Origin of the sequence: Microbacterium sp. GbtcB4 (genome assembly GCF_019091465.1) — a bacterium.
GTDB lineage: Bacteria > Actinomycetota > Actinomycetes > Actinomycetales > Microbacteriaceae > Microbacterium > Microbacterium paraoxydans.
In genome coordinates this window covers 1-25,574 of record NZ_JAGXJJ010000008.1, presented here as the reverse complement: position 1 = coordinate 25,574, position 25,574 = coordinate 1, and the positions used below count along the sequence as shown (strand labels likewise).

Below are 25,574 nucleotides of genomic sequence, written 5' to 3'. Positions count from 1 at the left end.
TCAGGCGATCGCGTCGTCGTCCCGCGGGCGCGGCACCGTCGCGCCGTGCGCGGGGATGAGCCCGAAGTCCGTCAGCAGCTCTCCCATCTGCGTGTTGTCGAGCTTGTCGAGGAGGCGACCCTGGAGGAAGTTCGGGCCGGGGAGGTGGACGGTCTCGCCGTCGCGCAGCCGCGCGGTGGCCTTGAGGAGGTAGCGGATGTCGTAGGTCGAGTTGAAGACCTCCGGCACGCCGCGTTCCACGTCGAGCAACTGATACGTGGCCTCCATCGCGGTGCGCACGGAGTACTCGGTGGTGAAGATCGTGTCGCGCGTCGTCTCGGCGAACTGTCCGAGGAAGGCGAAGTTGACGCTTCCCTCCGGGACCACCTGCGGACGGTCGCCGGCCCGGCGCGGCATGAAGAAGGAGGTCACGTACGGCATCATCACCGGGACCGTCTTGGCCGCCGACGCGGCGAGTTCGGCGATGTCCTCCACCGGCACACCGAGGTGGTAGAGCCACTCCTGCGCGATCTCCTCGCCCGTGCACTCCTGCATCGGCTTCTTGACGTAGTCGCCCGGCGTCTCGACGAAGAGTCCGTACACCCAGACCACGATCTCGTTCGGCTTCTGCGCCTTGAAGTGCGGCTGCCGGTTCACCGTCCAGCTCATCAGCCAGGCCGAGTCCTTGGCGGTGACGATCCCGCCGGTGACGACCTTGCCGCTGAACGGGTCGCGCTTGCAGATCCTCTCGATGTACTTCGGGATGCGCTCGTCGACGGTGGTGACCGTGGCGGATTCCCACTTCGTCTTGTCGATGTCGCTGCAGAACACCTCCGGTCGCCCGAACGCCGGCGACTTCGCGGCGATCCGCTTCCAGAGGTCCCAGGCGGGCGCCGGGCCGGTCTTCAGCTCCGGAGCGGTGTGCTGGTCGCCGTTGCCGGAGTTCTCCGTCAGCGACCCGATCGTCGCCAGACACAGGTCGTCCGGTCCGAGGTCGACGCCGCCGGGCTCGCCGCCGGCGACCCAGTCGATGCGCGTCGCCTGGATGCGACCGTCCTCGATGTCGAACTGGATGTCGGTCACGGTGTGATGGAACCGGAACTGCACGCCGTGGTCGTCGAGGAATTTCCGCATCGGCAGCACGAGCGACTCATACTGGTTGTACTTCGTGAACTTCAACGCGGAGAGGTCGGGCAGCCCGCCGATGTGGTGCATGAAGCGGTGCAGATACAGCTTCATCTCCAGCGCCGAGTGCCACTCCTCGAACGCGAACATGGTCCGCCAGTACAACCAGAAGTTGCTGCCGAGGAAGTCGTCGCCGAACACCTCGTCGATCCGCTTGCCCTCCATCTCCTCGCGGGTGGCGAGGATGACGGCGACGATCTCCTTCTGCGCCTTCTCCGAGAGGGTGAAGAGCTTGTCCGTATGCGCGTCCTGCCCCTGCTTCTCGGTCACCCGGCACAGGGAGACGTTGGGGTCGTCCTTGTTGAGCCAGTAGAACTCGTCGAGCACGCTGGCACCCTCGATCTCCAACGACGGGATGGAGCGGAACATGTCCCACAGGCACTCCATGTGGTCTTCCAGCTCCCGGCCGCCGCGGATGACGAACCCCTTCTCGGGGTACTTGATCCCGTCCAGCGCGCCGCCGGGCAGCCCCAGCTCCTCGAGGATCGTGATCCGCTCCCCCGCGACCTGCCCGTCGCGGATCATGAAGATCGCGGCCGCCATCGCGGCGAGACCGCCGCCGACCAGCCAGACCGTCTTGTCGTCGGCCCCCTCCGGCTTCCGGGGTCGTGCGAATGCTTCGTAATTCCCATTGCTGCGGTACATCTGTCCCACCCTCCGATTGGTTCGACACCGATGCGCACAGTCCAGCCGAAACCGATGCGGAAAGGAAGGGCTTCCTGTGCGACCGCTCGGAGCTCGCCGTCGCTGAGATCGCGTGATCGCTAGGATCGCCCCGTGACCCAGATCTCTCCGTTGCCCCGTCGCCGAGCCTTCGGATGCGGAGTCGCCTCCGCCGTCGTGGCGATCGTCGGGATCCTGCCGACCGCGATCGTCTTCGTCCTGGCGGGGACGGCGGACCCGAACTACGGATGGCTGGTGTTCCTCACGCTGCCGCTCGCGGTCCTCTTCGGCGGCATCGCCCTCCTCCTCGGCGTGATCGGGCTCGTCTTCGCCCGCGCCGACGGCGGAGGGTATGCGTGGCCGGTCGTCGGAGCCGTGCTCGGCGTCCTGGCGCTCCTTCCCGCCGCCGCGTTCCTGTGGGGCGGCTGATCTCGTGCGCCGGAACCCGCCCGCCAACAGACTGGTGCTCGCGATAGCTGCTGCACTGGCGGCGTTCTTCGTCTGGGGGGCGCTCGTGCGTCCCCTGTTGGACGGCGAGCCGCCCGTCGCGACCTCGCTCGTGTTCGGCGCGGGGGTTGCACTCGCCGGTCTGATCATCTGGATCGTGCTCGGACGCATCCGACGACTGCAGCACGCCCAGCGGCGAGCGCTGCGGGAGCGTGAGCCGCAGGCACGGATCTTCGGCTCCTACGCCCTCAACGGCGTGGCCGCGTACCTCTCGCGCACGATTCCCCTTCTCGGACTCGGCGCCGCACCGCGCGGCCTGCTCACGGCGAGCCCCACCGGGGTCATCGAGCCCTCGGGCTTTCGGTTGATCCGCGGCGGAGCGCGTCTCCTCACGGCCTACAGCGTTCCCCGGGACCGGATCCAGGGCGTGACGAGGGGCGGCATCCAGGAGGGCGCCTTCCTCTATCCGACCCTGGTGATCGTGGTCTCGCAGGAAGCGGGACAGGTCGCGATCCCGGTGCCGGTGACCAGGGACGACGCGCCGCTTCGCCGAGAGTCACCGGACGGCATGGATCGCCTCATCTCCGATGCGGCACGGATCTGGGGCGTCCCCGTGCTCGGGGACGGCGGCTGATGCGAGCGACGCCGCGACCGGAATCGACGCGCGGGCGCGGGTGACTGATGCGTACATCGACAGCGTGGTGGTTGATCGCAGCGATGACCGCCGTCTCGCTCATCGCCCTCGGCCTCGTCATGACCTACCGTTTCGCGACACCGCTCGTCGATCCTGCCCCGCCGACACCGGACTACGGGGTCCAGGCGCTCGTCGCCGGCGTGACGATGGCGGCAGCGGCGGCGAGTGGCCTCGGCGCGGGCGTGTACGCGACGAAACGCGAGGTCGCCCGAGGTCGAATCGTCGGCTGGACCGCCGCCGCGATGCTCGCGGGCACCGTTCTGGGAGCGGTTCTGGCCTTCGTGCTGAGCGCACGCTGAGGTGTACCCGATAGCCGCCGGAGGGAAGAGGCCCGCGACCCGTGTCATTGCGATGATCTTCGACCTTCCATGAAGGAGGGGAAGTCGGAAGCACCGAGGCCGTCCGGCGCAAAAAACGACTGAACAAAACTCCGGGCCGCTCGTTCCAGCTGCTCGGCTGTGAGGTTGCTACCCCCGAGCGAGAAACCGCACGTACCGTATTCGGGCCCGTTGGTCCACGTGAAATGGTAGGCGTGCACCCCATCTGAAGGTCCTGATTCGCGTACGTCGAACATCTCCCCGCTGACATCCAGAACCGTGTTCACATCCGCCAGGCTGCTGCGCAGCACAGCGCCACAGAATAGTCTTGCGAATCGCGGCGAGCGCGACCGCGATGACGGTCGTCATCTCTCTCCTGCGAAGGAGGCCGGCCTATGTCTTGCTCGGTCTGCGGCGGATGGATCTTCCGGGGGCGATGGGTATGCTCACGCCATGGAACCCGCCCCGATAGCCGACCACGGTCCGCAGGAGAAGGGTGCGACCCGGCGCCGCAGGATCCGGGTCGGCCTGATCGTCGCCGCAGCTCTCCTCATCGTGTTCTACCTCGCACGGCTGGGCTGGCTGTTCATGATGGCCGACGAGGGCGACACTCCTCCCCTGTCAGCCGTGCCCCTCCCTGCCGGCGCTCAGGTGGTCGGCCAGAGCGAAGGCTGCGGAAGCGGTGGCTGCGCGGTGACGTTCACGGTTCGCCCGCCCGACGGTATGACCCCGGAACAGCTCGCCGCGGAGATAGGGGCGACGCCGCAATTGTCGGTGCCTGGGAACCTGTGGGATCCACGCACCGTGTGGGTCTCGGCGCGGCCGTCAGCGGGCACCTTGAAGCTCGTCGCCGACTACACATCGGGCGAGTACGTGCCGTAGGCCGACCGTTCAGCCTGAGCGCTGACAGCGGACGACCGGACCGCGATCGTCAGACTCACGATGGGCCACCCGACGGCGACTCCGGCCAGCCCGAGGAGCGGGTCGGCCGGAGTCGGACGCATTGCTCTGCTTGCGTCCCCCCGCACAGGACTCAGAAGTCCCAGTCGTCGTCTTCCGTGGCCTCGGCCTTGCCGATGACGTACGACGAGCCCGACCCACTGAAGAAGTCGTGGTTCTCGTCCGCGTTCGGGGAGAGCGCCGACAGGATCGCCGGGTTCACGTTCGTGACGCTGGAGGGGAACATCGCCTCGTAGCCCAGGTTCATGAGGGCCTTGTTGGCGTTGTAGTGCAGGAACTTCTTGACGTCCTCGGTCAGCCCGACGCCGTCGTAGAGGTCCTGCGTGTACTGCACCTCGTTGTCGTAGAGCTCGTAGAGCAGCGAGAACGTGTAGTCCTTGAGCTCGTCCTTGCGCGCCTGGTCGGCCGTCTCGAGTCCGCGCTGGAACTTGTAGCCGATGTAGTACCCGTGCACGGCCTCGTCGCGGATGATGAGGCGGATGAGGTCGGCCGTGTTCGTCAGCTTCGCCTTCGACGACCAGTAGATCGGCAGGTAGAAGCCCGAGTAGAACAGGAACGACTCCAGCAGCGTGGAGGCGACCTTGCGCTTGAGGGGGTCGTCTCCCTGGTAGTAGTCCATGATGATCTGCGCCTTCTTCTGAAGGTTCGCATTCTCCGTGGACCAGCGGAACGCCTCGTCGATCTCCTTCGTCGACGCGAGCGTCGAGAAGATCGAGGAGTAGCTCTTCGCGTGCACCGACTCCATGAACGCGATGTTCGTGTAAACGGCCTCCTCGTGAGGCGTGATCGCGTCGGGGATCAGCGACACCGCGCCGACGGTGCCCTGGATCGTGTCCAGGAGCGTGAGCCCGGTGAACACCCGCATGGTGAGAAGCTGCTCGTCGGGGGTGAGCGTGTTCCACGACTGCACGTCGTTCGACAGCGGCACCTTCTCCGGCAGCCAGAAGTTGTTCACCAGACGGTTCCAGACCTCGAGGTCCTTGTCGTCCTGGATGCGGTTCCAGTTGATCGCCTGCACGCTGGAGACCAGCTTGAGCGGAGAGTGAGGAGTCATTCTTGTCCTAGTTCCTGGGTCACTGAGCCTGTCGAAGTGTCAGAGCATGCACGAGACGCACTCGGTCATGTCGGTGCCCTCGAGCGCCAGCTGACGCAGACGGATGTAGTAGATCGTCTTGATGCCCTTGCGCCATGCGTAGATCTGGGCCTTGTTGATGTCACGCGTGGTGGCGGTGTCCTTGAAGAACAGCGTCAGCGACAGACCCTGATCGACGTGCTGCGTGGCCGCGGCGTACGTGTCGATGACCTTCTCGTAGCCGATCTCGTACGCGTCCTGGTAGTACTCCAGGTTGTCGTTCGTCATGAACGCCGCCGGGTAGTAGACGCGACCGAGCTTGCCTTCCTTGCGGATCTCGATCTTCGAGGCGATCGGGTGGATCGAGGAGGTCGAGTTGTTGATGTAGGAGATCGAGCCGGTCGGCGGCACGGCCTGCAGGTTCTGGTTGTAGATGCCGTGCTCCTGGATCGACGCCTTGAGCTGGACCCAGTCCTCCTGCGTCGGGATGTGCTTGCCCGCGAAGAGCTCCTTGACCTTCTCGGTCTCCGGGACCCAGGCGCGGTCGATGTACTTGTCGAAGAACTCGCCGGACGCGTAGGTGGAGTCGGCGAACCCGTCGAACGTCGTGCCGCGCTCGATCGCGAGCTGGTTCGAAGCGCGCAGCGCGTGGAACAGCACGGTGTAGAAGTAGATGTTCGTGAAGTCGACGCCCTCCTCCGAGCCGTAGAACACGTGCTCGCGGGCGAGGTAGCCGTGCAGGTTCATCTGGCCGAGGCCGATCGCGTGCGACCGGTCGTTGCCGTCCTCGATCGAGCGGACCGAGCCGATGTGGCTCTGGTCGCTGACCGCGGTGAGCGCGCGGATCGCGGTCTCGACCGTCTGGCCGAGGTCGTCGGCGTCCATCGACAGCGCGATGTTCATCGAGCCGAGGTTGCAGGAGATGTCCTTGCCGATCTCCTTGTACGACAGGTCGTCGTTGTAGGTGGTCGGCGTGTTCACCTGCAGGATCTCGCTGCAGAGGTTGGACATGTTGATGCGCCCCTTGATGGGGTTGGCCTTGTTGACCGTGTCCTCGAACATGACGTACGGGTAGCCGGACTCGAACTGGATCTCGGCGACGGTCTGGAAGAACTCGCGCGCGTTGATCTTGGTCTTCTTGATGCGCGGGTCGTCGACCATCTCGCGGTACTTCTCGGTGACCGAGATGTCGCCGAACGGGACGCCGTAGACCTTCTCCACGTCGTACGGCGAGAACAGGTACATGTCCTCGTCGTTCTTGGCGAGCTCGAACGTGATGTCCGGCACCACGACACCGAGCGACAGCGTCTTGATGCGGATCTTCTCGTCGGCGTTCTCGCGCTTGGTGTCGAGGAAGCGCATGATGTCGGGGTGGTGGGCGTTGAGGTACACCGCGCCCGCGCCCTGACGCGCGCCGAGCTGGTTGGCGTAGCTGAAGCTGTCTTCGAGGAGCTTCATGACGGGGATGATGCCCGAGGACTGGTTCTCGATCTGCTTGATCGGGGCACCCGACTCGCGGATGTTCGACAGCAGCAGGGCCACGCCGCCGCCGCGCTTGGAGAGCTGCAGCGCGGAGTTGATGCCGCGGGCGATCGACTCCATGTTGTCCTCGATGCGCAGCAGGAAGCAGCTGACGAGCTCGCCGCGCTGGGCCTTGCCCGCGTTGAGGAAGGTCGGGGTGGCCGGCTGGAAGCGACCGGAGATGATCTCCTCGACGAGGTTCACGGCGAGCTTCTCGTCGCCGTCCGCGAGGGCGAGCGCGGTCATCACGACGCGGTCCTCGAAGCGCTCGAGGTAGCGCTTGCCGTCGAACGTCTTCAGCGTGTAGCTCGTGTAGTACTTGAACGCGCCGAGGAACGTCTCGAAGCGGAACTTCTTCGAGTAGGCGAGGTCGTTGAGCTTCTGCACGAAGTCGAACGAGTACTTCTCGATGACGGCGCCCTCGTAGTACTCCTTCTCCACGAGGTAGTCCAGGCGCTCCTTGAGCGAGTGGAAGAACACGGTGTTCTGGTTCACATGCTGCAGGAAGTACTCCCGCGCGGCGCGCTTGTCGGCGTCGAACTGGATCTTCCCGTTCGCGTCGTACAGGTTCAGCATCGCGTTGAGCGCGTGGTAGTCCAGGCCCTCGTACGCGGGGTTCACCTTGAATGCCACTGTCTCGGTCACTGAAGATTCCACCGTCGTTCCAATCCGTCGCTCACGCGATCCACGTCGTCCTGTGTGCCGAAGATCTCGAGCCGATACAAGTGAGGCACGTGACACTTGCGGCTGATGATGTCGCCGGCGAGGCAGAACGCGTCGCCGAAGTTTGTGTTGCCCGCGGAGATGACCCCGCGGATATGACGCCGGTTGCGCTCGTCGTTGAGGAACCGGATCACCTGCTTGGGCACGGCCCCCTTCTCGACCCCGCGCCCGGCACCCCCGCCATAGGTGGGGGTGACCAGCACGAAGGGCTCGTCGACGACGAGGTCCTCTTCGTTCCGGTGGAGGGGGATGCGTCGGGCGGGAAGCCCGAGCTTCTCGATGAAGCGCGCGGTGTTACCCGACACGCTCGAGAAGTAGACCAGGAGCGGCGCTGCGGTCGCGACGGCGCTCATAGCTCTCTCCTTGGGTTCCTGAGCCTGTCGAAGGGCCGGGTGGCGAGCCTGTCGGACTACGCCAGGCGGGACGCGAGCTCGTCGATCTTGTCGGGACGGAAGCCCGACCAGTGGTCCTCGTCGGTGACGACGACCGGCGCCTGCATGTAGCCGAGCGCCTTGACCTGCTCCAGGGCCGTCGGGTCCTCCGACAGGTCGTGGATCTCGTACTCGATGCCCTTGGCATCCAGGGCACGGTAGGTCGCGTTGCACTGGACGCAGGAAGGCTTGGTGTACACCGTGATCGACATCTGAACCCCTCAAATCTCTGGTTTCTCCGGCAGACCTCCGCCGGGATCTCAATACTACATATAGGGACGGACATTCGGTGCGACCACAAGGGGTAGTAGTTACATCCGTGTAGTTTTTCCACCGCTCTCTACAGATACAACACAGGTTCTCCACCGTTTCTTCCACAGGCGGACCCCCTCTCCCGAGGTCGTCGAGCCGCGGGAAATCGCGGCTGGGAGGAGCCTGTGAGGGATCCATCCACAGGTGGCACCTTACGAGGGGCTTCGGACATCCCCAGGCCTGTGGAATTCGTCCGCCGGCGTGTCCACGGCGTGTCGCGGTGCCGCGGCCACCGGCCCGTCTCCCCGACGTCCCCGCGGCCCGGTACCGTTGTCTGGTGGCGGGCTATCGGGATCTTCTTCGCACGCCGGGAGTGGGCCGCATGATCGCCGCCCAGCTCACCGCGCGCTTCCCCAACGGGATGATGTCCTTGGCGATCCTGCTGCATGTCGAGCAGCAGACCGGATCGTACGGATCGGCGGGCCTCGTGCTCGCCGCGACCAGCGTCGGCCAGGCGGTCGCCGGCCCCATCACCAGCCGGTGGATGGGCGCGTGGGGCATGCGGCGGGTGCTGACCCTCACGCTGTCCGTCTGCGTGATCGCCGTGCTCGGTCTCGGGCTGCTGCCGCTCTCCGTCCCCGGCTACATGGCTCTCGGCATGATCGCCGGCCTGTCGACGCCGCCCGTGCAGGCGGCCGTCCGGACCATCTACCCGAAGCTGGTCAACGCCGGTCAGCTCACCCCCCTGTTCTCCCTCGACGCCTCCCTGCAGGAGATCATCTGGGTGCTGGCGCCGGTGGTCATCACCCTCGTCTCCACCCAGGTCGGCACCATGGAGGGTCTGCTCCTGGTGGCGATCGTCCTCGTCGCCGGCGGCGCGTGGTTCATCCTCTCCCCCGAGGTCGGCCGCGTGCGCATCCCCCGCAGCCGCAATGCGCTGGGCAAGGTCGTCCTCAAGCCGCCCGTGCTCCTCGCCACGGTCATCGGCTTCCTCCTCATCGGCGCCTGCTCGGCGGTCGAGGTCGGCGTGGTCGCGACGTTCGAACACGGCAGCCTCGCGGCGGGCCTCGTCCTCGCCGTCTTCTCCGCCGGCAGCCTGGCCGGCGGCCTCGCCTTCGGCCACATCCCCATCGGACCGTGGGCCATGGCGCGCCGCCTGCTCATCGTCACCGTGGGCCTGGCCCTCACGATGGTGATGCTCAACGTCTACTGGTTGGGCGGCACGCTCATCCTCGCCGGCATCGGCATCGCCCCCGCCCTGGCGGTGCTGTTCGCCATCACCACGGCCAGCGTGAAGTTCAGCGAGACCGCCGAGGCCTTCGGCTGGGCGGGCACCGGCCAGCTCATCGGCGCCGCGGCCGGATCGGCGGTCGCGGGCTTCCTCGTCGACGTCGGCGACTGGCGCGGCGCCTACCTGGCCGCCACCATCTTCGCGGGCGTCGGACTACTCGTCTCGATCGTTTTCGTGCGCTCCTTCCCCGATCTGCGTCACCGCGACGCGAGCCCCCATCCCGACACCGAGCCCCTGGCGGTCACCCCCTCATGAGCCCCTCCGTCCCGTCTTCCTCCCCCGCGATCGTCTGCGTCGGCGAGTCGATGGCACTGATCACGCCCACCGGCGCCGACCTCGCGTCCGCCGACACGGCGTCGATCACGCACGCGGGTGCGGAGGCGAACGTGGCGGTCGGAGTGGCGGCCGCGGGCCACCGCGCCGCCTGGGCCTCCCGCCTCGGCGACGATCCCCTCGGCCGCCGCCTCTCCCGCGAACTGGAGCGGCGCCGCGTCGAGCTGTGGACCGAGCTCGACGCCGAGGCGCCGACCGGTGTGATGTTCAAGGATCCCGGCGTGGAGTCGTCGGCCGTCTACTACTACCGCCGCGGCTCCGCCGCCTCGCGCATGGCACCGGGGTTCCTGTCCCCCGCGCAGCTGGCCGGCGTGCGCATCGTGCACACCACGGGCATCACCCCGGCACTGTCCCCGACGTGCCTGGCGATGGTCGACCGGCTCTTCGCCGACGCGCGCACCGCCGGAGCCGTCGTCTCGTTCGATGTCAACGACCGCCGGGCACTGTGGAGTCCCGAGGAGGCGGCCGCCACCCTGGCTCGCCTGGCCGACGCCGCCGACATCGCCTTCGTCGGCCGCGACGAGGCCGAGCGCATCTGGGGCACTGCCACAGCACGGGAGATCCGCGCCCACCTCCCGCACTGCGGACTGCTCGTCGTCAAGGACGGCGACGTCGGTGCCACGGCCTTCCTCGGCGACGCGGACCCGGTGTTCGTGCCCGCACCGACCGTCGACGTCGTCGAGCCCGTCGGCGCCGGAGACGCCTTCGCCTCCGGGTTCCTCGCGGCGACGCTCGACGGCGCCGACCTCGAGACCCGCCTGGCCGCCGGACACGAGGCCGCCGCGCGGGTGCTCCGCATCGCGGCCGACCTGCCACCCCTGGAGCCCGCGCGCTGACGCCGCCCGCCGTGTCCCGGCGCGGTCGTAGGCTGGTGCCATGCCCGCTCCCGTCACCCTCCCCCGCCTGAGCTGGGGCGATGCCGCTGCACCGCGACACGCACTCCTCGTGCACGGTCTGGGATCGTCCGGCGCGCTCATGTGGCGGCTCGGCGACGCCCTCGCGGCGGCCGGCTGGCACGCGACGGCGGTGGACCTGCGCGGCCACGGCGACGCCCCGCGGGCGCTCGATTACTCCGTCGCCGCGTATGCCGCGGACCTCGCGGCGACGCGCCCTCCCGGTGCGGGCGCCTGGGATGCCGTCATCGGGCACTCGCTCGGCGGCGCCGCCGGTACGGTGGCCGCCGCGGACGACGCGGACTGGACACGACGCCTCGTCCTCATCGATCCCGCGATCCACGTCGTCCAGCAGGACGCGGCCGACGTCCGCCGCAGCCAGGAACGCGCCTTCGCCGACAACCGCCTCGACGCGGTGCGACAGGAGCACCCGCACTGGCACCCGCAGGATCAGGAGCTCAAGGTCGACGCTGTCCGGCGGGCGAGCACGTGGGCGGTCGAGCAGACCAGCGCACAGAACCAGCCGTGGGACGTCCGGGCGCACGCAGCCCGTCTGACGGTGCCCACGCACGTGATCGGGGGCGATCCCGCGATCTCCAGCATCTTCACCGGAGCCCTCGCCGACGAGGTGCTCGCGAGCAACCCCCGCATCTCCCTGTCGGTCGTGGCCGGCGCCGGCCACTCGGTGCATCGCGACCGCCCGGAGGAATCGATCCGACAGCTCCTGGAGGTTCTGGCATGACCGACTTCGACCCGTCGGCGTATCTCCCCGACGACCTGCTCGACCGCATCCGCGAGCGCGCCCCCATCCACGACAGGGAGAACACCTTCCCCCAGGCCGACCTCGATGAGCTCCGCGCGGCCGGCTACCTGTCGATCCTCGTGCCGCGGGAGCACGGCGGCGCGGGGCTCGGCCTCGAGCAGGCCGCCCTCCTCCAGCAGCGGCTCGCGGGCGCCGCGCCCGCGACCGCCCTGGCGATCAACATGCACCTCGTCTGGACCGGCGTCGCCAAGGTCTTCTCGGACCGCGGGGTCCCCGGTCTCGAGTTCGTGCAGGACGGCGCCGTGGCCGGCGAGGTCTTCGCGTTCGGCATCAGCGAGGGCGGCAACGACCTCGTGCTGTTCGGGAGCGACACCGCGGCGGTCCCGGACGGCGCCGGGGGCTACGCCTTCACCGGCACCAAGATCTTCACCTCGCTCGCCCCCGTCTGGACGAAGCTCGGCCTGCACGGGCTCGACACCACGAGCCCCGACGCGCCGAAGCTCGTGTTCGCCTTCGTCGACCGCACGTCCGCGGTCACCACCGCCGACGACTGGGACACCCTCGGCATGCGCGGCACCCAGAGCCGGACCACGCGCCTCGAGGGGGCCGTCGCGGACGCGGCACACGTCGTGCGGCGCATCGACCCCGGCCCGAGCCCCGACCCGATCGTCTTCGGCATCTTCGCGGTCTTCGAGATCCTCCTCGCCTCCGTCTACACCGGCATCGCCCGGCGGGCCCTCGAGCTGGCCGTGGCGACGGCCCACCGGCGCCGCTCCAAGAAGAGCGGCGCCGCGTACAGCCAGGACCCGGACATCCGCTGGCGGATCGCCGACATGGCCCTCGCCTACGACGCACTCCCTCCGCAGATCGCCGTACTCGCCCGCGACGTCGACGAGCGCGCGGACCGCGGCGCGGGCTGGTTCCCCGCGCTCTCGGGCGTCAAGCATCGCGCGGTGACGATGGCCAAGCACGTCGTCGACGAGGCCATGCTGGTGGCCGGCGGCGGCTCGTACTTCAGCGCCAATGAGCTCTCCCGGCTGTACCGCGACGTCCTCGCCGGCGCATTCCACCCCTCCGACCCGGAGTCGGCGCACGCCACCGCGGCGAGCGCCTGGCTGGGCCCGATCGAGGCCTGAGCGGGCGCACGCACACCCCGTTGTCCACGACCGTCCGCGGTGCCAAGATCACACCATGGCACCGTCGAAGAAGGACCATACCCTCGACGCGATCTCCAAGACCATCGTCGAGATGCTGCAGGAGGACGGGCGGCGCTCGTACTCCGAGATCGGCCGGATCGTCGGCCTGAGCGAGGCCGCCGTCCGGCAGCGGGTGCAGCGGCTCACCGAGTCCGGGGTGATGCAGATCGTCGCGGTGACCGACCCGATGCAGCTCGGCTTCCACCGGCAGGCGATGGTCGGCGTCAAGGTCGCCGGGGACGCCCGAGGCGTGGCCGAGGCGATCGCCGACATCGACGAGGTCGACTACGTCGTGATCACGGTCGGATCGTTCGACGTGCTCGTCGAGGCGGTGTGTGAGGACGACGACCACCTGCTGGCGCTCGTCAACGACCGCATCCGCCCGATCCCGGGGGTGGTGTCGACGGAGACCTTCATCTACGCGAAGCTCCAGAAGCAGCAGTTCGCCTGGGGCACGCGCTGACGGTCGGCCTCAGCGCGGCCGCGTCTCCTCGCGACGGCGGGCGAGGAGGGCGAGGTGCAGGGCGGCGAGGGTCTCCCCGTCGTCCAGATCCGCGCCGAGCAGGTCGCCGATGAGCGCGAGGCGCTGATAGAACACCGAGCGCGAGAGATGGCTCGCGGCCGCCGCCGCGGAGCGGTTGCCGGGGTGCGCGACGAGGGCGGCGAGGACCGCGAGCAGGTCTCCCCGGCGATCCCGGTCGTGACGGACGAGCGGCTCCAGCATCTGCTCGCTGTGCGCCTGGAGCCGCCGGTCGTCGCGCAGAGCGGACACGAGGCGTTCGAGCGGCCGGTCGGCGACGCGCCGGACCACCGGCACGTCGCCCCCGGACGGCCGTGCGGCGACGTCGAGCGCGGCGCGGATCGAGGCCAGGAGCCCGAGGACGCCTTCGGCGCTCGGTCCGACGGTCACGGGCGCGCCGCCGGAGAGGTGCGCGAGGACCGGATCGGTCAGCGCATCGGCTCCGGCGGCCACGAGCAGGACCACGTCGGCTCCGCGCCGGGCCCCCACCGCAGGCAGGCCCGCTGCACGCGCGCGGGCGACGAGCCTCTCCGCGTCCTCCTCCGTGCGGAAGACGAGGCCGGAGACGGTACCGTCCGACGGGTCGAGACCGAGTCTCCGGAGCCTGACCTCGACGTCTTCCTCGCGGGCGAACCGCGCGCCGAGAAGATCCTCGACGAGGCGGCGATGGGCGAGCACGGTCCACGCCCCCTCCCCATCGGCGAGGCAGCCGAAGGCGAGGGCCGTCGCCCCCAGCTCCAGGACAGTGGCCCGACCGGCGGGATGCAGCGGACCCTCCGCTGCGATGAGCCGGCCCCAGCGCACTCCGCGCGCCTGCACGGGCACCCGGTCGCCGCCCCGCTCCGTCTGTCGGAGGGCCTCGCCGACCGGGACGCGGAGCGCTTCGATCGCGACGACCTCTCCCGCCGGATTCTCGAGGCGGACCGGGGCGTCGAGTGCGCGGGCGACCTCGGACACGATGAGGTCGGCCGGTGCGCCACGGAGGCTGAGGGCGGTGAAGAGGTCGTGCAGTCGCTGACGCTCGCGGAGCGCTGCCGTCTGGGCCTCGATCAGCGCCCGGTGCACAGCCTCGGTCACCGCGACGAACTTGACCTCCACCCCGAGCGCGATCAGAGCGAGGCCAGAGGCGGCACAGGCCTCGACGACCGCGGCCGGGACGCGGGGCATCCGCGAGCCGAGTTCGACGATGATGCCGGACACCCCGACCGCCGCCAGCTCCGCCACGAGCACGCGCAACGCTGCGGGGCTCGTCGGCCAGGCCGCGCCGGTCGTGAGCAGCAGCTCGCCGCCGTCGAGCAGGCGGGCGACGGTGGCGCTGTCCGAGGCGTGGACCCACCGCACCCCGGCCTCCAGTGCCGGGCCCCCGACGAGGACGGTCGGCGCCCCCTCCTGCACCGCGGGGAGCGCGAGCACGTCCCCGACGCGCAGCACCGAGGGCGATCGATCCGGACGATCTGTCCGATCCGCCGAGAAGTCCTGACGCTCTGCCACTCCGCACCTGCTCCGTTTCCTGTCAGCATGGGCCGAGCCCCAGCGTAGCGACCCTCGGTCAGAGTGTGCGAGACGCGATCCCCTCTGCGAAGGAGCATCCGTGGACATCGTCCGTCACGTCATCAACGGCACCGATACCGGCGACGCGGCCCGCCGAGGCCTCGTCTTCGATCCTGCGACAGGAGTCGTCACGAAAGAGGTCGCGTTCGCCTCTGCCACCGAGGTCGACGCCGCGGTGGCCGCCGCGGCCGCGGCCCTCCCGGCGTGGCGGGAGACGAGCCTCATCAAGCGCGCCGACGTGTTCTTCCGGCTCCGTCAGCTCCTCAAAGAGCGCACGGGCGAGCTGGCGGCCATCGTCACGTCCGAGCACGGCAAGGTCCTGTCCGACGCCGCCGGCGAGGTGTCCCGTGGCATCGAGAACGTCGAGTTCGCGGCCGGTCTCGTGCACCTGCTCAAGGGCGAGCGCAGCGAGCAGGTCGCCCGCGGGGTCGACGTGCACTCCGTGAAGCAGCCGGTCGGCGTGGTCGCGGCCATCACTCCGTTCAACTTCCCGGTCATGGTGCCGCTGTGGATGGTCGCCTCCGCCATCGCGTGCGGCAACACCGTCGTCCTCAAGCCCAGCGAGAAGGATCCGTCCGCCGCGGTCTGGCTCGCACGGCTGTTCCGCGAGGCCGGTCTCCCGGACGGCGTCCTCAACGTCGTGCACGGCGACCGGGAGGCCGTCGACGCGCTCCTCGACTCCCCGCGGGTGCAGGCGGTGAGCTTCGTCGGCTCGACCCCGATCGCCCGGTCGATCTACGAACGGGCGTCCGCCGCCGGGAAGCGGGTCCAGGCGCTCGGCGGTGCGAAGAACCACATGGTCGTGATGCCCGACGCCGACATCGACGCGGCCGCCGACGCCGCCGTCTCCGCAGCCTACGGCTCCGCGGGCGAGCGCTGCATGGCGGTGTCCGTGCTCGTGGCGGTGGGCGACATCGCCGACGACCTCGTCGCCGCGATCGCCCGCCGCATCGACGGCCTCTCGATCGGCCCCGGCACGGACCCGGCGAGCGAGATGGGCCCGCTCATCACCGCGGAGCACCGTGATCGGGTCGCCTCCTACGTCACGGAAGCTCCCGGCGAGGGTGCCACGGTCGTCGTCGACGGCACGACGACGCCGTTCGACGGCGACGGCTTCTTCCTCGGGGTGAGCCTGATCGACGACGTCACACCCGGCATGCGCGTCTACGACGACGAGATCTTCGGCCCGGTCCTGTCCGTCGTGCGCGTGGGCTCCTACGCGGAGGCGGTCGCGCTCGTCAACGCGAACGCCTACGGCAACGGGACCGCGATCTTCACGCGCGACGGCGGGACGGCCCGGCAGTACGAGTTCGACATCGAGGTCGGCATGGTCGGCGTCAACGTCCCGATCCCGGTGCCCATCGGCGCCTACTCCTTCGGCGGGTGGAAGGACTCGCTCTTCGGCGACGCGCACATCTACGGCCCGGAGTCCGTGCACTTCTACACGCGGTCGAAGGTCGTGACGACGCGGTGGCCTGACCACACCCCGTCGCAGATCGACCTCGGCTTCCCGAGCAACCACTGACGAGGAGCGCCCACGATGACGACCTTCACCGACCGCCACGGACTCTCCTCCCCGCTCCCCGCCCCGGACGCCGAGGCGCAGGTGCGCGCCGACGACCGCGCCCATGTCTTCCACTCCTGGAGCGCCCAGGCGCTGATCGACCCGCTGCCGGTCGCCGCGGGTCGAGGCTCGACCTTCTGGGACTACGGGGGCACCGCGTACCTCGACTTCTCCAGCCAGCTCGTGAACCTCAACCTCGGCCACCAGCACCCGGACCTCGTCGCCGCGATCCAGCAGCAGGCCGGGCGGCTCGCGACCATCCAGCCGTCGATGGCCAACGATGTCCGAGGGGAGCTCGCCCGCCTCATCGCCGAGGTCGCTCCCGACGGGTTCGAGAAGGTGTTCTTCACGAACGGCGGCGCGGAGGCGAACGAGTACGCGGTGCGCATGGCCCGGCAGGCCACGGGCCGCCGGAAGGTGCTGTCGATGTACCGCAGCTACCACGGCTCCACCGCGACCGCGATCTCCCTCACCGGCGACCCGCGCCGCTGGGCGAACGACGTCACGGACACCGGGGCCGTGCGGTTCTTCGGACCGTACCTCTACCGCTCCCCGTTCCACAGCGAGACGCCCGAGCAGGAGACGGAGCGCGCCCTCGCGCACCTGGAGCAGACCATCCAGCTCGAGGGGCCGCAGACCATCGCCGCGATCATCGTCGAGACGGTCGTCGGCACCAACGGCGTGCTGCTTCCGCCGCCCGGCTATCTGCCCGGGGTGCGCGCGCTCTGCGATCGCTACGGGATCGTCTTCATCGCGGACGAGGTGATGGTCGGATTCGGCCGGCTCGGCGAGTGGTTCGGGATCGACGCGTTCGAGGCCCGCCCCGACCTGATCACCTTCGCGAAGGGCGTGAACTCGGGCTACGTGCCGCTCGGCGGCGTCGTGATCTCCGACCGCATCGCCGCGGCCTTCGACACCGTCCCGTTCGCGGGCGGACTGACGTACTCCGGGCACCCTCTCGCCTGCGCGGCCGGTGTGGCCACGTTCGAGGTGTTCCGCCGGGACGGCATCCTGGAACGGGTGCGCGACCTCGGCGAGCGGGTCGTCGGTCCGACCCTGCGCTCGTGGGCGCAGTCGCATCCGAGCGTGGGCGAGGTGCGCGGTCGCGGGCTGTTCTGGGCGGTGGAGCTCGTGCGGGATCAGCGGACCAGGGAGCCGCTGGTGCCGTTCAACGCGACCGGTGCCGACGCTGCACCGATGACGGCGTTCGCCGCCGCCGCGAAGCGGGCAGGGGTCTGGCCCTTCACGCACTTCCATCGCGTGCACATCGCCCCGCCGCTGGTGATCGAGGAGGCGGAGCTGGTGCGGGGGCTGGCGGCGATCGAGGAGGCGCTGGCGGTCGCCGACCGGTACGCGGTCGGCTGAAAGGCCGTCCGCGCCTCTCGCTTACTTGCGGTCGAAGTCGAACGCCTTGAGGAGCTCGCCGACGGCCTTGTCGCGCTCCTCGCCGCCGTCCTCGAACATGTGGGTGACGTGCGTGCGCAGGTGGTTCTCCAGCAGCAGACGGTTGAGCGACTCGAGGGAGCGCTGGATCGCGCGGGACTGCGTGATGATGTCCATGCAGTACTCCTCGCTCTCGATCATCCGCGCGACGCCGCGCATCTGACCCTCGAGAATGCTGGTGCGGTGCAGGGCGCGCTTCTTGATGTCTTCGATCACGTATCGAGGCTACTCGCCCCGTGAAAGGATGACGTCATGCCGCGAACACCCACGACGCTGCTCTCCCTCGCCGACCAGGAGCGTCGGCGCGCGCTGCGGCGGATGAAGGCCGTCGCGCTCGGGGCGCTGATCTTCATGGCCCTCGCCTTCGTCGTCGCGTTCGCGTTCCAGGAACGGGTGGGTGGACTCGCGTACGTCCGCGCCGCCGCGGAGGGCGGCATGGTCGGCGCGCTCGCGGACTGGTTCGCCGTGACCGCGCTGTTCCGCCGTCCGCTGGGCCTGCCCATCCCGCACACCGCGATCATCCCGAACCGCAAGGACGAGATCGGCCGCACGCTCGGCGAGTTCGTGGAGACGAACTTCCTCGCCGCCGACGTCGTGCGCACCAAGCTCACCAGCACCGCGATCGCCCTCCGCGCCGGGGAGTGGCTCCGCGAGACGCCGCATGCCGAGCGCGTGGCGGCCGAGGGAGCGACGATCGCGACGGCCGTGCTGAACGCGCTCAGCGACGACGACGTGCGCGACCTCCTCGCCGACCTCGCCCGCGAGCACCTCGTCGCCCCGGAGTGGGGGCCGCCCGCCGGGGCGTGGCTGGAGAAGATCGTGGACGCCGAGGCGCACCACGGTGCCGTCGACCTCGCGGTGGACAGCATCGGGCGGTGGCTCGACGCGAACGCGGCCTCCTTCACCGGACTCGTCTCCCGGCGCCTCCCCGGATGGATGCCGAAGATCGCCCACCGCCTCATCGATGACACGGTGTACAACGAGGCGGTCAAGTTCGTCCGCGCCGTGCAGGCCGACCCGCGGCATCCGGCTCGCCTCGCGGTCGACGGGTACCTGTCCCGCCTCGCGGACGCTCTGCAGAACGATCCCGCGACGCGCGAGAAGCTGGAGAACGCCAAGGCCGCGCTCTTCGACAGCCCGCGCGTCGGCGCCCTCGCCGCAGAGGCGTGGAACACCGCCAAGAACGGACTCCTCACCTCCCTCGCCGACCCGGAGAGCGGGCTGCGGCGCCGCGCCGTGCAGGCGCTGCAGGAGGTCGGCGAGCGGCTCACGACCGACGCCGCCCTGCAGCGGCGCGTCGACACGTGGGTCTCCGATGCGGCCGTCTTCCTCGTGGACCGGTACCGGCACGACATCGCCTCGATCATCACCGACACCGTGGAGCGCTGGGACCCCGCCGAGACCACGGAGAAGATCGAGCTCATGGTCGGCCGCGACCTGCAGTACATCCGCCTCAACGGCACCGTCGTCGGCGCCCTCGCCGGCCTCGCGATCTTCACCGTCGCCCACGCCCTGATCCCGGGAGTCTGACATGGCGCTGTCCCACGATCCGCTCTGGCCGCGTGCCGGCGCCTGGCCCGCGTTCGAGGGCACGGCCGATGCGGTGCTCCTCGGCGTCCCGACCTGGCGCACCTCGCTGTCCCCGACCGGGGCGCACGCGACACCGGCCGCGATCCGCGAGGCACTCCCCCGCTACGGCACGACGGTCCTCGGCCCGCCGACGATCGACCTGGACGAGGTGCTCCGCATCGCGGACGCCGGGGACGTGCCGGAGCCGGACGGCGATGCGGGAGAGGCGCGGACGATCGAGCGGGTCCGGGAGCTCGCGGACGCCTCAGACCTCGTCATCGCCCTCGGCGGCGACAACTCCCTCACCTACCCGGTCGCGCTCGGTGCCCGGACCACGGGCCTGATCACGTTCGACGCCCACTTCGACCTGCGCGACGGCGTGTCCAACGGCACCCCGGTGCGGCGGCTCGTCGAGGACGTCCCCGCCGCGGCAGGCGTTCCGACGGCCGGCGTCGACCCCGCCCGCATCGTGCAGATCGGCCTCGCCGACTTCGCGAACTCCGCCGCCTACGCCCGCCGCGCGGCGGACTGGGGCATCCGGGTCATCACCCTCGACGACGTGCGCCGTCGCGGCATCGCCGACGTCGTGGCCGAGGCGGTCGCGATCGCGGGCGCGGGCGACGCCGCCCGGGTGCACCTCGACATCGACGTGGACGTGTGCGACCGCGCGGTCGCACCGGGCTGCCCGGCCAGCGTCCCGGGAGGCCTGGCGGCGTGGGAGCTTCGCGCCCTCACCCGTGCGGTCGCCGCTGATCCGCGGGTCGTGAGCGCCGACATCGCCGAGGTCGACGCGACCGCGGACGCCGAGGACGATCGCACCGTGCGACTCGCTGCCCTCTGCGTGCTCGAGCTGCTCGCCGGCCTCGCGGCACGCTAGCCCGCGCGGCCTCACACGACCGCGAGGCCGTCCTTCCAGACGCGCTGCACCAACGGCACACCCGGGCGATACGCCAGATGCACGCGGGAGGGGGCGTCGAGCACCACGAGGTCGGCGCGCGCCCCGGGAGTGATCCGGCCGATGTCGTCCCGCCGGAGTGCCCGCGCCCCGCCGGCGGTCGCGGCCCAGACCGCCTCCGCCGTGGTCATGCCCATGTCCCGCACGGCGATGGCGATGCAGAAGGCCATGGACGAGGTGAAGCTCGACCCCGGGTTCGTGTCGCACGCCAGCGCGACCGTCACACCCGCGTCGAGGAGCCGGCGCGCATCCGGATAGGGCTGGCGCGTGGAGAACTCCACGCCGGGCAGCAGCGTGAGCACCGTGTCCGATGCGGCGAGCGCGGCGATATCCGCGTCGGTGAGGTAGGTGCCGTGATCCACGGATGCCGCCCCCAGCTCGACCGCCATCCGCACGCCGTCGCCCGGACCGAGCTGGCTCGCATGCACCCGAGGAGCGAGACCCCTGGTGATGCCCGCCTCCAGGATCCGCCGTGACTGCGCCACCGTGAAGGCGCCGGTCTCGCAGAAGACGTCGATCCACCGGGAGTGCGGGGCGCACGCGTCGAGCATCGGCCCCACGACGAGATCGACATAGGCATCGGGATCGTCGGCGTAATCGACCGGCACCACATGCGCGCCGAGGAACGTGACCTCCGGCGTCACCTCGGCGGCGAGGCGCACGAGGCGCTCCTCCTCGGCGACGGCGAGACCGTAGCCGCTCTTGATCTCGACCGTGGTGGTGCCCTGCGCCCGCAGCTCCTCGATGAACCCGCGCAGTCGGGCGCGGAGCTCGTCGTCGGTCGCCGCCCGCGTCGCCTGCACCGTCGAGCGGATGCCGCCCGCCGCGTATGGCTTCCCCGCCATGCGCGCCTCGAACTCCGCCGCTCGATCGCCACCGAAGACGAGGTGGCTGTGGCTGTCGACGAATCCGGGGATCACGGCCCGACCTCCTGCGTCGACGACCTCATCGGCCGCGGGAGCCGCAGCGGACGAGCCCACCCACGCGATCCGGGCGCCGTCGATCAGCACGGCCGCATCGCGGAGCGTGCCGGTCGGGTCGCCCCCGGCGGCGACGTTGGTGGTCAGTTCCCCGATCCCGGAGATGAGCGTCGTCGTCACAGCATCGGCACCTTCAGTCCGCGGTCGCGCGCGACCTCCGCGGCGTGGTCGTACCCGGCGTCGACGTGCCGCATGACACCGGTCCCGGGGTCGTTCGTCAGCACCCGGGCGAGCTTCTCCGCCGCGAGAGCCGAACCGTCCGCCACCGTGACCTGCCCGGCGTGGATCGAGCGGCCGATCCCCACCCCGCCGCCGTGGTGCAGCGACACCCACGACGCCCCGGAGGCGGTGTTGAGGAGGGCGTTGAGCAGCGGCCAGTCGGCGATCGCGTCGGAGCCGTCCTTCATCGCCTCAGTCTCCCGGTACGGCGACGCGACGGAGCCGGAGTCGAGGTGGTCGCGGCCGATGACGATCGGCGCGGACAGCTCTCCCGAGGCGACCATCTCGTTGAACTTCAGTCCGGCGAGGTGCCGCTCCTGGTAGCCCAGCCAGCAGATGCGCGCCGGGAGACCCTCGAAGTGGACGGCCGAGCCCGCCTTGTCGAGCCAGCGGTGCAGCGCGGTGTCCTCAGGGAAGAGCTCGGCGATCGCGCGGTCCGTCTTGAAGATGTCCTCCGGGTCTCCGGACAGCGCCACCCAGCGGAACGGTCCGCGCCCCTCCTCGAACTGCAGGCGGATGTAGGCGGGGACGAATCCGGGGAACGCGAACGCCCGGTCGAATCCACCGAGCTGCGCCTCCGCGCGGATCGAGTTGCCGTAGTCGAAGACCGCCGCCCCGGCGTCCTGGAAGCCGACCATCGCGGCGACGTGGGCGGCCATGGATTCCCTCGACCGGCGGGTGAACTCCTCGGGGTCGCGCGCCGCCTCCTCCTTCCAGCGGTCCACCTCGATGCCGATCGGCAGGTAGGCGAGCGGGTCGTGAGCGCTGGTCTGGTCGGTCACGACGTCGATCGGCACGCCCCGACGCAGGAGCTCCGGGAAGATCTCCGCGGCATTGCCCACGACGCCGACCGAGAGGGCGCGACCGGCGTCCTTCGCCGCGACGACCCGGGCCACTGCCGCGTCCAGGTCGGTGGTGTACTCGTCGAGGTACCGGTGCTCGACGCGGCGGGCCAGCCGCGTCTCGTCGACGTCCACGATCAGGACCGCACCCTCGTTGAGGGTCACGGCGAGAGGTTGCGCCCCGCCCATCCCGCCCGCACCGGCGGTCAGCGTCAGCGTCCCCCGCAGGGAGTCCCGCCCGAGCGAGCGGGCGACCGCGGCGAACGTCTCGTACGTTCCCTGCAGGATGCCCTGCGTGCCGATGTAGATCCAGGAGCCCGCGGTCATCTGGCCGTACATGGTCAGCCCCAGCTCCTCCAGACGACGGAACTCCGGCCAGGTCGCCCAATCGCCGACGAGGTTCGAGTTGGCGATGAGCACGCGCGGCGCCCACTCGTGGGTGCGGAACACGCCCACCGGCTTGCCGGACTGGACGAGCAGCGTCTCATCGGGCTCCAGCTCGTCGAGCGTGCGGACGATCGCCTCGTACGCCGCCCAATTGCGCGCCGCCTTGCCCGTCCCGCCGTAGACCACGAGGTCTTCGGGGTGCTCGGCGACCTCGGGATCGAGGTTGTTCATGAGCATGCGCTTGGCCGCTTCCGCGCCCCAGCTCTTGGCGGTGCGCTCGGCACCGCGGGCCGCGCGTACCGTGCGCGCTGCGTTCTCCTCAGTCATGCATGTGCTCCTTTGCGACACGGGCGATGGCACCCGACTGGACGAGGTCGGTCACGGCTTCCATCTCGGGCGAGAGGTGGCGGTCAGGGCCGGGGCCCGCGGCGACCGTGCGGACGAGGTCGCGCACGGCTCCGGTCGCCGGCCCCGCCTCGAGCGGCGCGCGGAGATCCAGCGCGCGGGCGGCGGTGAGGATCTCGATCGCGAGGACGCGGGAGAGACCGTCGATCGCCCGACGCAGCTTCCGTGCTGCGGCCCAGCCCATCGAGACGTGGTCCTCCTGCATCGCCGAGGACGGGATGGAGTCCACCGAGGCGGGAACCGCGAGACGCTTGAGCTCGGAGACGATGCCGGCCGCCGCGTACTGCGCGATCATCAGCCCGGAGTCGACTCCGACCTCCGCCGCGAGGAACGGCGGGAGCCCGTGGCTGCGGGCCGGGTCCAGCGCGCGGTCGGTGCGCCGCTCGGACACGGAGGCGACGTCGGCGATCGAGATCGCCAGGAAGTCGAGGACCGCGGCGACGGGCGCCCCGTGGAAGTTGCCGTTCGACTCGATGCGGCCGTCGAGGGTGATGATGGGGTTGTCGATGACGCTGGAGAGCTCGCGCTCCGCGATCATGGCAGCATGCCCGAGCGTGTCACGTGCGGCGCCATGCACCTGCGGGGAACACCGTAGGGAGTACGCGTCCTGGACACGGCCGTCTTCCGGGCCCTTGTGGCTCGCGACCATCGGCGAGCCGGCGAGCAGGGCACGGAGGTGGCCGGCTGAGGTGGCCTGTCCCGCCTGCGGACGCAGCACCATGAGATCGGCGGCGAACACCGCGTCCGTGCCGAGCTGCGACTCGACGGACATCGCCGCCGCCACATCGGCTGTGAGCAGCAGCATCTCCAGGTCATGGAGCGCGAGCACCAGCGTGCCGAGCATCCCGTCCGTGCCGTTGATGAGGGCGAGGCCCTCCTTCTCCACAAGCGTGAGCGGCTCGATGCCGGCGTCCGCAAGGGCATCGGCCGCCGGGACGAGTCGGCCCGTGGCGTCGCGGACCTCGCCCTCCCCCATGGCGGCGAGGGCCATGTGGGCGAGGGGCGCGAGATCCCCGGAGCACCCCAGGGACCCGTACTCGCGGACCACCGGCACGATGCCCGCATTGAGCAGCGCGGCATACGTCTCGACGACGACGGGACGAACCCCCGTGCGCCCGGAGGCAAGCGACTGGAGGCGCAGCACCTGGAGCCCGCGCACAACCTCCCGCTCGACCTCGGCGCCGGTGCCGGCGGCGTGCGATCGGATGAGGCTCGCCTGCAACTGCAGGCGACGTTCCGGAGCGATGAAGGTCGTCGCCAGCGCGCCGAAGCCGGTGGACACCCCGTAATGCGGGTTCGGGTCAGCGGCGAGGCCGTCGACCACACGGCGGGTCTCGGCGACCCTGTCCAGCGCGGCGGGGTCGACGACGACGGGCACATCGTGACGGACGACGCGGACGACATCCGCGGCAGACAAAGGGGCGGCGCCGACGAGGACAGGGGCTGGATCGCTCATGTCTCGATTCCACACCCGCGGGGTCGACGCGCACGCGGCTTCGTGGCAACCTGTGTCTGTGATCCCAGACAACTCGGAGACCGACGACAACCAGGTGCCCGCCGCGGCGCAGACCCTGCGCATCCTGAGCTACCTGGCGGGCCGGCCGGCACCGGTGGCGGCCTCCGCGATCGCCCGCGAGCTGATGCTCCCGCGATCGACGGTGTACCACCTGCTGCACACGCTCGCCGCCCACGGCTTCGTGCTGCACCTCCGCGAGGAGCGCCGGTGGGGGCTCGGGACGTCGGCGTTCGAACTGGCGGGGGGCTATGCGCGGCAGCAGCCGTTGGCACGGCTCGGCCGTCCGCTCATCGCCGCACTCTCCGACCAGCTCGCGGAGAGCGCGCACCTGGCGGTCATGAGCGGCGGCGATGTGCTCTACATCGTCGAAGAGCGCGCGCCGCGACGACCGGCACTGGTGACCGACGTGGGCGTGCGCCTTCCCGCGCACCTGACCGCGAGCGGACGCGCGATGCTCGCCGCCCTCCCCCGCGAACAGGTCCGGGCGCTGTACCCGGACGCGTCGGCGTTCTCCGATCGCACCGGACGAGGGCCTCGACGCCCCAGTGAGCTGCGCGAACTCCTCCGGGACGTGCGCTCTCGGGGGTATGCGACGGAGGACGGGGAAGTCGCGGAGGGTCTGCGTTCGGTGGGCGCTGTCGTGCGCGACGTCGCCGGCTGGCCGGTCGCCGCGGTCGCCGTCACGTGGGCCGACGCCGACGGTGCAGAGGCCGTGCTGGCGCACACGGTGCGCGACACCGCGGCGACGCTCGAGGCGCGTCTGGCCCGCTGACGCGAAAGACGCGTAAACGCAAGAAGGCCACCCAGCATTGGGTGGCCTTCTTGTCTAAAAGGAGTCCGGCGGTGTCCTACTCTCCCACAGGGTCCCCCCTGCAGTACCATCGGCGCTGTGAGGCTTAGCTT

24 protein-coding genes are annotated in these 25,574 nt (G+C 70.1%); 14 read left to right on the top strand and 10 right to left on the bottom strand.

Going from position 1 to position 25,574, the window contains the following annotated elements:
- A complete protein-coding gene (locus tag KVS71_RS13125) occupies window positions 1-1,809 on the bottom strand; it encodes an oleate hydratase (protein WP_217584768.1) in 1,809 nt (602 codons plus the stop codon).
- A 132-nt stretch (window positions 1,810-1,941) separates the two neighbouring features.
- Between KVS71_RS13125 and KVS71_RS13120 the strand changes: the two genes are divergently transcribed.
- The 4 genes from KVS71_RS13120 to KVS71_RS13105 all read left to right on the top strand — a co-directional run bounded on the left by KVS71_RS13120 (window position 1,942) and on the right by KVS71_RS13105 (window position 4,167).
- Window positions 1,942-2,256, top strand: coding sequence for a hypothetical protein (locus tag KVS71_RS13120; protein WP_105950405.1), 315 nt, complete (start codon window positions 1,942-1,944; stop codon window positions 2,254-2,256).
- A 4-nt stretch (window positions 2,257-2,260) separates the two neighbouring features.
- On the top strand, window positions 2,261-2,908 hold the full coding sequence (locus KVS71_RS13115) for a hypothetical protein (protein ID WP_217584767.1): 648 nt from the start codon (window positions 2,261-2,263) through the stop codon (window positions 2,906-2,908).
- A gap of 83 nt (window positions 2,909-2,991) precedes the next feature.
- Complete coding sequence (locus KVS71_RS13110; RefSeq protein ID WP_060922461.1) at window positions 2,992-3,267, top strand: hypothetical protein; 276 nt, start codon at window positions 2,992-2,994, stop codon at window positions 3,265-3,267.
- A 471-nt stretch (window positions 3,268-3,738) separates the two neighbouring features.
- Window positions 3,739-4,167, top strand: a complete 429-nt coding sequence (locus KVS71_RS13105) for a hypothetical protein (RefSeq protein ID WP_105950407.1) — start codon at window positions 3,739-3,741, stop codon at window positions 4,165-4,167.
- A 151-nt stretch (window positions 4,168-4,318) separates the two neighbouring features.
- On the opposite strand, the gene nrdF is transcribed toward KVS71_RS13105, so the two are convergent.
- From nrdF to nrdH, 4 genes are read right to left on the bottom strand one after another with little or no spacing between them, the layout of a single operon-like run.
- Window positions 4,319-5,299: a class 1b ribonucleoside-diphosphate reductase subunit beta gene (nrdF, locus tag KVS71_RS13100; RefSeq protein ID WP_060922463.1), complete on the bottom strand. Its 981-nt coding sequence runs from the start codon at window positions 5,297-5,299 to the stop codon at window positions 4,319-4,321.
- 39 nt (window positions 5,300-5,338) lie between these two features.
- Window positions 5,339-7,483, bottom strand: a complete 2,145-nt coding sequence (gene nrdE / locus KVS71_RS13095) for a class 1b ribonucleoside-diphosphate reductase subunit alpha (RefSeq protein ID WP_060922464.1) — start codon at window positions 7,481-7,483, stop codon at window positions 5,339-5,341.
- Window positions 7,480-7,914: a class Ib ribonucleoside-diphosphate reductase assembly flavoprotein NrdI gene (gene nrdI, locus KVS71_RS13090; RefSeq protein WP_060922465.1), complete on the bottom strand. Its 435-nt coding sequence runs from the start codon at window positions 7,912-7,914 to the stop codon at window positions 7,480-7,482. The genes nrdE and nrdI overlap by 4 nt, the downstream gene beginning before the upstream one ends.
- 56 nt (window positions 7,915-7,970) lie before the next feature.
- Window positions 7,971-8,204, bottom strand: a complete 234-nt coding sequence (gene nrdH, locus KVS71_RS13085) for a glutaredoxin-like protein NrdH (protein ID WP_017202656.1) — start codon at window positions 8,202-8,204, stop codon at window positions 7,971-7,973.
- A 377-nt stretch (window positions 8,205-8,581) separates the two neighbouring features.
- On the opposite strand from nrdH, the gene KVS71_RS13080 reads away from it, so the two are divergent.
- From KVS71_RS13080 to KVS71_RS13060, 5 genes are read left to right on the top strand one after another with little or no spacing between them, the layout of a single operon-like run.
- Complete coding sequence (locus KVS71_RS13080) at window positions 8,582-9,790, top strand: MFS transporter (RefSeq protein WP_174521434.1); 1,209 nt, start codon at window positions 8,582-8,584, stop codon at window positions 9,788-9,790.
- A complete protein-coding gene (locus KVS71_RS13075; RefSeq protein ID WP_217584766.1) occupies window positions 9,787-10,704 on the top strand; it encodes a sugar kinase in 918 nt (305 codons plus the stop codon). The genes KVS71_RS13080 and KVS71_RS13075 overlap by 4 nt, the downstream gene beginning before the upstream one ends.
- A gap of 40 nt (window positions 10,705-10,744) precedes the next feature.
- Window positions 10,745-11,503, top strand: coding sequence for an alpha/beta fold hydrolase (locus KVS71_RS13070; RefSeq protein WP_217584765.1), 759 nt, complete (start codon window positions 10,745-10,747; stop codon window positions 11,501-11,503).
- A complete protein-coding gene (locus KVS71_RS13065; protein WP_144882171.1) occupies window positions 11,500-12,660 on the top strand; it encodes an acyl-CoA dehydrogenase family protein in 1,161 nt (386 codons plus the stop codon). The genes KVS71_RS13070 and KVS71_RS13065 overlap by 4 nt, the downstream gene beginning before the upstream one ends.
- A gap of 55 nt (window positions 12,661-12,715) precedes the next feature.
- Window positions 12,716-13,183, top strand: a complete 468-nt coding sequence (locus KVS71_RS13060; RefSeq protein WP_025102615.1) for an Lrp/AsnC family transcriptional regulator — start codon at window positions 12,716-12,718, stop codon at window positions 13,181-13,183.
- 9 nt (window positions 13,184-13,192) lie between these two features.
- On the opposite strand, the gene KVS71_RS13055 is transcribed toward KVS71_RS13060, so the two are convergent.
- Window positions 13,193-14,731 (bottom strand): PucR family transcriptional regulator ligand-binding domain-containing protein, encoded by a 1,539-nt coding sequence (locus KVS71_RS13055; protein WP_368874788.1) that lies wholly within the window; start codon window positions 14,729-14,731, stop codon window positions 13,193-13,195.
- A 100-nt stretch (window positions 14,732-14,831) separates the two neighbouring features.
- Here KVS71_RS13055 and KVS71_RS13050 point away from each other — a divergent pair, with 100 nt between their 5' ends.
- Window positions 14,832-16,316, top strand: coding sequence for a CoA-acylating methylmalonate-semialdehyde dehydrogenase (locus tag KVS71_RS13050; protein ID WP_217584763.1), 1,485 nt, complete (start codon window positions 14,832-14,834; stop codon window positions 16,314-16,316).
- A 15-nt stretch (window positions 16,317-16,331) separates the two neighbouring features.
- Window positions 16,332-17,720 (top strand): aspartate aminotransferase family protein, encoded by a 1,389-nt coding sequence (locus tag KVS71_RS13045; RefSeq protein WP_217584762.1) that lies wholly within the window; start codon window positions 16,332-16,334, stop codon window positions 17,718-17,720.
- A gap of 21 nt (window positions 17,721-17,741) precedes the next feature.
- Here the strand turns inward: KVS71_RS13045 and KVS71_RS13040 are convergent, their stop codons facing one another.
- Window positions 17,742-18,014 carry a metal-sensitive transcriptional regulator gene (locus KVS71_RS13040; protein WP_060922948.1) on the bottom strand — a complete coding sequence of 91 codons (273 nt, stop codon included), beginning with the start codon at window positions 18,012-18,014 and terminating at the stop codon, window positions 17,742-17,744.
- A gap of 36 nt (window positions 18,015-18,050) precedes the next feature.
- On the opposite strand from KVS71_RS13040, the gene KVS71_RS13035 reads away from it, so the two are divergent.
- Together KVS71_RS13035 and KVS71_RS13030 are read left to right on the top strand one after the other, a co-directional pair.
- Complete coding sequence (locus KVS71_RS13035) at window positions 18,051-19,328, top strand: DUF445 domain-containing protein (protein ID WP_060922949.1); 1,278 nt, start codon at window positions 18,051-18,053, stop codon at window positions 19,326-19,328.
- Between the two features lies 1 nt (window position 19,329).
- Window positions 19,330-20,244, top strand: coding sequence for an agmatinase family protein (locus tag KVS71_RS13030; protein WP_217584761.1), 915 nt, complete (start codon window positions 19,330-19,332; stop codon window positions 20,242-20,244).
- 11 nt (window positions 20,245-20,255) lie between these two features.
- Here KVS71_RS13030 and hutI read toward each other — a convergent pair whose 3' ends face one another.
- Genes hutI through hutH form a run of 3 tightly spaced genes read right to left on the bottom strand, consistent with a single transcriptional unit; the run spans window position 20,256 to window position 24,611 of the window.
- Complete coding sequence (gene hutI / locus KVS71_RS13025) at window positions 20,256-21,422, bottom strand: imidazolonepropionase (RefSeq protein ID WP_217584760.1); 1,167 nt, start codon at window positions 21,420-21,422, stop codon at window positions 20,256-20,258.
- Window positions 21,419-23,077: a urocanate hydratase gene (gene hutU / locus KVS71_RS13020; RefSeq protein WP_217584759.1), complete on the bottom strand. Its 1,659-nt coding sequence runs from the start codon at window positions 23,075-23,077 to the stop codon at window positions 21,419-21,421. Before hutU ends, hutI begins: the two co-directional genes overlap by 4 nt.
- A complete protein-coding gene (gene hutH, locus KVS71_RS13015) occupies window positions 23,070-24,611 on the bottom strand; it encodes a histidine ammonia-lyase (protein WP_217584758.1) in 1,542 nt (513 codons plus the stop codon). Before hutH ends, hutU begins: the two co-directional genes overlap by 8 nt.
- Before the next feature lie 94 nt (window positions 24,612-24,705).
- Between hutH and KVS71_RS13010 the strand changes: the two genes are divergently transcribed.
- The gene (locus tag KVS71_RS13010; protein WP_368874891.1) at window positions 24,706-25,443 is read left to right on the top strand and encodes an IclR family transcriptional regulator; all 738 of its coding nucleotides are present in this window, start codon (window positions 24,706-24,708) and stop codon (window positions 25,441-25,443) included.
- Window positions 25,444-25,574: the final 131 nt, after the last annotated feature.